Origin of the sequence: Mycobacterium sp. (assembly GCF_052143115.1) — a bacterium.
GTDB lineage: Bacteria > Actinomycetota > Actinomycetes > Mycobacteriales > Mycobacteriaceae > Mycobacterium.
The window spans coordinates 1-6,198 of record NZ_JBKQTQ010000333.1; the positions used below are offsets into that span (position 1 = coordinate 1).

A 6,198-nucleotide genomic window follows, 5' to 3' on the forward strand; every position below is an offset into this window, starting at 1 on the left:
GTTGAGTTTCCGCGAAATTCCGGTGGTACTGTGTCGGCTATGACCAGTTCAGAGCCCATAAAGGCTGGTCATGGCACCAAACCCGCTAACCCCCCACAGCCTACTTCAATCCCAGTACCGCGCACCAGTATTTATGCAGCTCATACTATATATCTAGGCGGGCTTACTAATAGCCATGCAACATACATGCAATAGCCTCTCAGCTGGGCTGACGGACGCAGGTCACCGCTCGACGGCGCAGCGCAATCACGATGCGCTGAATGCAGGATGCGAAAAATGACACCCTTAGGCCCACTCCCATCCGGGCAACCCATAGGCGCAGCCGGGCAGTACGCTTTGCCGATGCGTGTCCTGCACATCGAACACCGGATCGCCGACCTCGGCACGTGGCTGCGGGACTTCGCCAACCGTGCGCCCGCGCGGGAGCAGGCTGGCGTCACCGAGGTTCACGTCTTTCAAGCCGAGGACGACCCGAAGTACATCGTGGAACTTCTCTTCTTCGACACAGCCGACGCCGCAAGCAATTATCGGAGGTTCCTCCGCGAGCAGGTGTGGTCATCGTCGTCGCCAGGGCTGGCCAGCCACCCGCACAGCATCATCCTTCACGAGGTGGAAACCCCGGCTCTAAAGCTTGACCGACACCCCCCGCGCGCTACTCGAGGACGAATGTGACCAGCATGTTGACGCGGTAGGCAACAATCCCCCCGTTCGCCACATCCACCGACTGCTCCTTGATCCAGGCCGACTTGACACCACGCAGCGTCTCCTCGGCCCGAGCAAGGCCAGTCGTCACGGCGTCTTCGAAACTGGTGTCGGACCTCGCGCTGATCTCGGTGACGCGAGCGACGGTGCCTCCTGACACGATGACCTCCCAGAGTCGATGTTGGATCGGATGGTCCCAGACTTTGACCATCTAACTCCGGCGCGACAGAAGCAAGTAGGGAAGATATGCCCCACGCCGGAGGACTTTGGGCCACTCGTTCCCGCACCGCAACGGGTTTAGCCTTAGGAGCATGCCGATAGAGCCACTTGTCAGACGCGACCCTGACCATCGCTGCCCGATCTGCGGGGGCGAAACGCAGCTCGTTTCGCTGACTCTGACGCATTGGGACGGTCAGAAGGATCAGGTAGAGGTTACGCCGCAGCGGCGGCGGTGTGCGGATCTGCATTGCAAAGGCCACGCCGGACTGCCTACAGAGGCCGTGGCGAAAGAGGGCTGACACGACAAACGCCACCCTGGTCAACACAACAGGGGTGGCGTTCGCGGCGCTGCCATTCGGCGCACTTGGCGGGGGCGACAAGGAAGGGAACCCCGCACGATGGGGTGGCGCTGGGTTAATCAGGCCCAGCGCCCGCGGCAGGTGACCAGTGGCAGTAGGAACCTACGCGTTGTCTCGGGTTGCTCCACGCAGGAGCGGGGTTGGCACAACTGGCACAACTGGAGAAACGCGAACCCCCCCGGCCAGGAAGGACCAACCGGGGGGGTGTCGGTGCAGCCGAGACGGCGCACTACACCGCCAGCCTCTCGGGCCAAGGAAACCCGTGCGTCGGCAAAACGCCTGGCGATGTTGCTTGGCGCTCCCCGTCTGGCGACAACCACAGGTGGACGGGGAGCACGTTGGTTGCCCACCGTCGCCATGAGGCAAATCAGGTGGGCAAGTCTTTCTAAATCACTGCGCGGGCGTGCAGCCAGTAGTACGGGAATGTGTCCCCGCTGAGCGGGTTCGCGCCCGTGTACAGTCTCGGCCCGTAGATCTGAATCTGCGCCCCGTAGTCGGTCACGAGAATGTCGCCATGCAGCGGCTTGATGGCCCCATCTTGGGGCACGCCGATCTGCAGGTCGACCTGGGAGTACGGGCCACCACGGCTCTGGGGGTTGCCGCCCGCAGTGTTGGTGTCCGTGCCTCTGGATGTGTCGCTGACGGTCGGGTCAAAGATCAGCACATCGATCTCGCCCAGGTAGGTCTGGGGGCTGGTGTCCCTGATGACGTTGCCGTCAGCATCGATGGGATCACCGTTGCGGTCGATGGTTACGAGGCTCGGCCGGTAGACGAGGACGGTCGTCACTAGACGGCCCGAATCCTGTACCTGTCGAGCACGATCTGCTCAACCACAGTCCAGCCCGTCCACGCCGTTGTGAACGCAACGGACGACGGCCCGTAGGTGGCTGACCTGGCGAGCTGGCTTGGGTTCTTCACCAGCCGCGCTGCGGCGCTTACGATCACCGCCGCTATGTCGCTGTTGGGAACGCCCGAGGTGAACCCCCGGTCGCGCGTGTATCCGGCAGCCAGTTGCGTCACCAACGACAGGGCTGCTCCACCCTGATCGTCGGATACGGTGCAGCCCAACAGGTTTGACAGGTCAGCGACCGTGGGGGCCGCGAACGTGGGCGCGTTGGGCGAGGTCACTAGGCCGCAGCGGTGATAGCCAGAACGGCCTGCGGGTGGGCAAGCTGCAGGTCGGCGCGGGTGACTACCTTCAGGCCGGTGCTGTCGTAGTCGGCGTAACGCTCGATCAGCACCTGCACGTCAGGCAGCTCGTCAATCGCAACCAGGACACGGCTGAAGTCGATGAGAGCCACGGTGCCCTGCGTGATCTGGGTCGAGATGACGACCGGGACACCGAAGATCGAGCCGGGGGTAGCGCCGGTCACGTCGGCCACGACCAACGGACGGCCGAGCGAGTCCTTACTGGTCAGGATCGAGCCGAACCAGTCGGTCGGGTGGATCAGCCACTTGGACGACCCCAGGTCCAGGTGGTTGGCCGAAAACGTGCCCAGCGCGGCCAGATACGTGTCCGGGTCACCAAGGCTGCCAGCGGCTGCCGTCGCCCCACTGCCCAGCGGCTCATAGCTCTGCGTGAGGATCGACGGTTGATTCAGCAGGCCAATGATGTTGGTGCCAGCGGTGCCGCTGCCGGTGATGAACGCGGAGTCGAGAGCCAGCGCGATGTCGTAGACGATCCGGTCCTGCAGGACTTGGGAGACACCAAGAACCGCCGAGCGGATCAACTGGTTCGATACAACGGTGATCGTTTTCAACGATTCGAGCGTGGCAGGGATGAGGTCGACCTCGTCCAACGAGACATCGTTGGTGTTGATCTGGGTGCCTTCGGCGTAGAACTGCAGGCCGCTGGCGGCGGCTAGACGGGGCACGCGGATCGGAGCGGAAGTCCTGAAGGTGCGCGGGTTCTGTTGCAGCACAATGGATATCGCCACCAAAGGCTCAATGACATACGACTGCACCGTCTCTTGTATGACGGCAGCCGAATTGGACGTGAGTTGGTAAGTCACGAAATCACTTTCGAGTGAGAAGATTTGGGCCGGACCACCTGGGTCACGGAATGAATCGGCACCTGGCCTCTACCATCCATTATACGGCTAATCAGTAGCCGAGTACTTGGCGCATTGCGCCGACGAGATCCAGCTTCGGCGTGACGGGGGCACCCTTGATGCCCTGGCCGATGCTGCTGCCGGGGGCGGGACGACGCGACGCATAGTGAGGGCGTTCGGCGAGCAGGTCGGTAATAGCCTGCTTATGCGCCTCCGAGTCGGTCAGGTGTGTCTCGTCGTATGGGAGGTCGCGCCAGTCGGCAAGCCGCCCATCAGCTTTGGTCAGTTCGGCATGCAGGCGAGCCTTTGTCTCGTCGTGCTTGGCTGACGCCACGCGGTAGCGTGCGGACTCCTCGCGCAGGGACTTCACATAGTCGCGGTCGAACGTCTCCGGCTCTGATTCGTCCCCTCCCGTTTCCGGGGTGGTGTCGGCAGGGGGGGTGTCCACTGGCTCGTCAGCGGGGCGCTCAGGGGTCATTACTGCAGGGTTTGCCCTGATAACTTTTCGATCCCAGTACCGCGCACAAGTATTAGTGCAGTTCAGGCTAGGTTTCCGAGCGAGAAATTGGCTCCATGACCTCAATATGACCTGACCGATTGGCGAGCTAGCAACCGACACGAAAGGTTGCTAGATGACCTACAACCCGCGTCGTCGCATCGACGCGCTGATTCGTAAGGTCAAGTTCGTCACCGCGCTCGCGCTAGAGATCGCCGTGATACTTGTGATTGAGGTAGCAATCGTCATCGCCATTGGTCTGGCTCTGACATGCGGCATCGCGGTCTTGCTATGACGACGCGACCGAGCCCCGACAAGAGGGGTGGCGCTGCCCTGTGCTGCCAATGTGGCAACCTGCGCACCAGTCCCAGTGCGGGCCTCCGGACTAAGCGGAGCGACCCGAACCGTACCTCCGAGGTAGACGACGACCCGCGGGGCTGGAGGATGACACGCACTCTTGACTGCCCCATATGCGAGACGCCGACCGTGCACGCGATGCTCTGCAGGGGCGACCTCCGGGACAGCGCGGAAAGGTGGGCCTACAAACGCCCGTCGTGGATGCAAGGATGACGGCCATGAGCACTGACGACCCATGGGACCGGTACTTCAAAGAGCACATCACTTCCGCTACCGCCGCCCTTTCCGATGCCCCGGAGGAGTTGGAAAAGCGCTTAGAGGTCACGATTGACAACGAGGCTGGACGAATCGGCGTCAGTGCATTACAGCCGCGCGACAGGAAGCTATTCGAGCGCGCCGCCAGAGAGCGCGGCATATCAGTGGAAGAGCTGCTCCAGCAGGCAGTTGACGACTACTTCAACAGGCTAAGTCGGCTTCTCGGCGTCTCTGAAGATGGGAACCAGCCGCCGGGTTAGCAGCGTCTGGCCGGAATCAGATCGCCTGATGCGACGAGATCCGCGCCGCAGCGGCGTGCGCGTGGTGCAGGGTGTGGTTATCCAAATGGACAACCTGAGCCATACGCCAGGCAAAAACCTCCATCTGGCGGGGGTGTTTTCCGGTCAACGCCGAAAAACACAGGTGGGCGGCAAATAAGGTTGCGCGAATGGCGAACCACTACGCGACCACCGAAAGCCGCGTCGACGAACTGGAGATCGGTTTCGAGCTGCTCTTGCCGTCCGGCATGGATGGTGTACCGCCTATGAACTTCGTCATCGACGGGATCAAGCTCATCCACAATAAGGGCGCTGGCGAACCACCGAAGATCAGGCTGACGTCTGATCTCCCTGAAGGGCCGTACACCGTCGACTTCCCGCTTGACGGGGTCGTCACCATGATCGTCGAGCCCAGGGACGACGACTGAGCACGTCTGAATAGATATCAGCCCGCCACATCCTCTCCGCGTGGCGGGCCGAACTTTTTGCGTGGGGTTGCGGCCGGCCAAATCGGCCGGTATCGCGTCGGGAACCGCGACGAGGAGGACGCCGAGCCCGAGCAGGATCGCGGCCGTGCCATATGTGACCGCGCGGCCCCACGGAAGCGTCTTCTCCGCGGCGATCAGCCCGGCGACGAACGCCATCCAGACGATGCTCATTACCCCGAGCGCAAAGAGCGATGCCATGAACGCCCAGCAACACCCCAGACACCAGGCGCCATGTTTTACCCCCATTGACAACGCTCCGGACATGCCGTCACGCCAGGAGCCGAGCAGGAAGCCGAGCGGGCTGCGGCAATGCCTCAGGCAGACGGTCTTCAGTGGCGTCAGTTCGTAAGCGGCGGCGGCCACGAGGGTTCCGCCCGCCACCCATCGGCCGGCGCGATCCCAGGACAGCACATCGCCAAAAACGCGACCACCGGCTTCAGAAACGGCGAAGGCTACCAGCCCGGCTCCGGCCCAGGTCAGCAGATAACCGGACACGAAAACGGCCGGGGCAACCGGAGACCGCTGTTTCGTCATGCGTGAATACAGAGCGACCGTCGGCGAAACCGACGGCAGCATCATCGCGGCCATCATGACGATCCAGACGCCGAGGAACCAGCCCAGGGTCCCGAGGTCGGTGCCCGGCCCTTCGTCCATGCCGCGCATGCGGTCGACCGTCCACCACCAGCCGGCCGCGGCGAGCGCAAACACCAGCGCGATTAGCACAAGCCGGCTGCGCGCTGCCGCGAAAGCCGGCCGGAGCCCACTGCCGTCGCCAGCCTGGTGCGCCGAGGCCACCATTACGTCAAGCGGCCCACGAGAACAACGGTGCGGACAAGGCGGACTTGCCCTGGTACTCAATGCCGAACTGAATCGCCCTGGTTCCGATGGAGGCTTGGGCTGTTGGATTTCGACCAGGCGTTGGTCGTTCCGTTTCGTAGCGTAGAACGTGGCTTCGAACTCTGCTGGTGGTATGTCGTTGAGGTAGCCGTGGAG

General features: G+C 62.7%; 9 protein-coding genes. 3 read left to right on the forward strand and 6 right to left on the reverse strand.

Annotated features, from left to right (window positions below):
* The first annotated feature begins 342 nt into the window (after positions 1-342).
* On the forward strand, positions 343-672 hold the full coding sequence (locus ACLQI9_RS32230; protein ID WP_442385295.1) for a hypothetical protein: 330 nt from the start codon (positions 343-345) through the stop codon (positions 670-672).
* On the opposite strand, the gene ACLQI9_RS32235 is transcribed toward ACLQI9_RS32230, so the two are convergent.
* The 5 genes from ACLQI9_RS32235 to ACLQI9_RS32255 all read right to left on the reverse strand — a co-directional run bounded on the left by ACLQI9_RS32235 (position 653) and on the right by ACLQI9_RS32255 (position 3,809).
* Positions 653-913, reverse strand: coding sequence for a dodecin family protein (locus ACLQI9_RS32235; protein WP_442392838.1), 261 nt, complete (start codon positions 911-913; stop codon positions 653-655). The two genes, ACLQI9_RS32230 and ACLQI9_RS32235, sit on opposite strands and share 20 nt — an antisense overlap.
* A gap of 752 nt (positions 914-1,665) precedes the next feature.
* Positions 1,666-2,067, reverse strand: coding sequence for a hypothetical protein (locus ACLQI9_RS32240; protein WP_442385291.1), 402 nt, complete (start codon positions 2,065-2,067; stop codon positions 1,666-1,668).
* The gene (locus tag ACLQI9_RS32245) at positions 2,067-2,408 is read right to left on the reverse strand and encodes a hypothetical protein (RefSeq protein WP_442385289.1); all 342 of its coding nucleotides are present in this window, start codon (positions 2,406-2,408) and stop codon (positions 2,067-2,069) included. Before ACLQI9_RS32245 ends, ACLQI9_RS32240 begins: the two co-directional genes overlap by 1 nt.
* Positions 2,408-3,292, reverse strand: a complete 885-nt coding sequence (locus ACLQI9_RS32250; protein ID WP_442385287.1) for a phage major capsid protein — start codon at positions 3,290-3,292, stop codon at positions 2,408-2,410. Before ACLQI9_RS32250 ends, ACLQI9_RS32245 begins: the two co-directional genes overlap by 1 nt.
* A gap of 91 nt (positions 3,293-3,383) precedes the next feature.
* Positions 3,384-3,809 carry a hypothetical protein gene (locus ACLQI9_RS32255; protein WP_442392840.1) on the reverse strand — a complete coding sequence of 142 codons (426 nt, stop codon included), beginning with the start codon at positions 3,807-3,809 and terminating at the stop codon, positions 3,384-3,386.
* 154 nt (positions 3,810-3,963) lie between these two features.
* On the opposite strand from ACLQI9_RS32255, the gene ACLQI9_RS32260 reads away from it, so the two are divergent.
* Both ACLQI9_RS32260 and ACLQI9_RS32265 read left to right on the forward strand, forming a co-directional pair.
* Complete coding sequence (locus tag ACLQI9_RS32260; RefSeq protein ID WP_442385283.1) at positions 3,964-4,122, forward strand: hypothetical protein; 159 nt, start codon at positions 3,964-3,966, stop codon at positions 4,120-4,122.
* A 280-nt stretch (positions 4,123-4,402) separates the two neighbouring features.
* Complete coding sequence (locus ACLQI9_RS32265) at positions 4,403-4,699, forward strand: hypothetical protein (RefSeq protein ID WP_442385281.1); 297 nt, start codon at positions 4,403-4,405, stop codon at positions 4,697-4,699.
* Positions 4,700-4,776: 77 nt separating this feature from the next.
* Here the strand turns inward: ACLQI9_RS32265 and ACLQI9_RS32270 are convergent, their stop codons facing one another.
* Positions 4,777-5,913: a DUF2182 domain-containing protein gene (locus ACLQI9_RS32270; RefSeq protein ID WP_442385315.1), complete on the reverse strand. Its 1,137-nt coding sequence runs from the start codon at positions 5,911-5,913 to the stop codon at positions 4,777-4,779.
* Between the last annotated feature and the right edge of the window lie 285 nt (positions 5,914-6,198).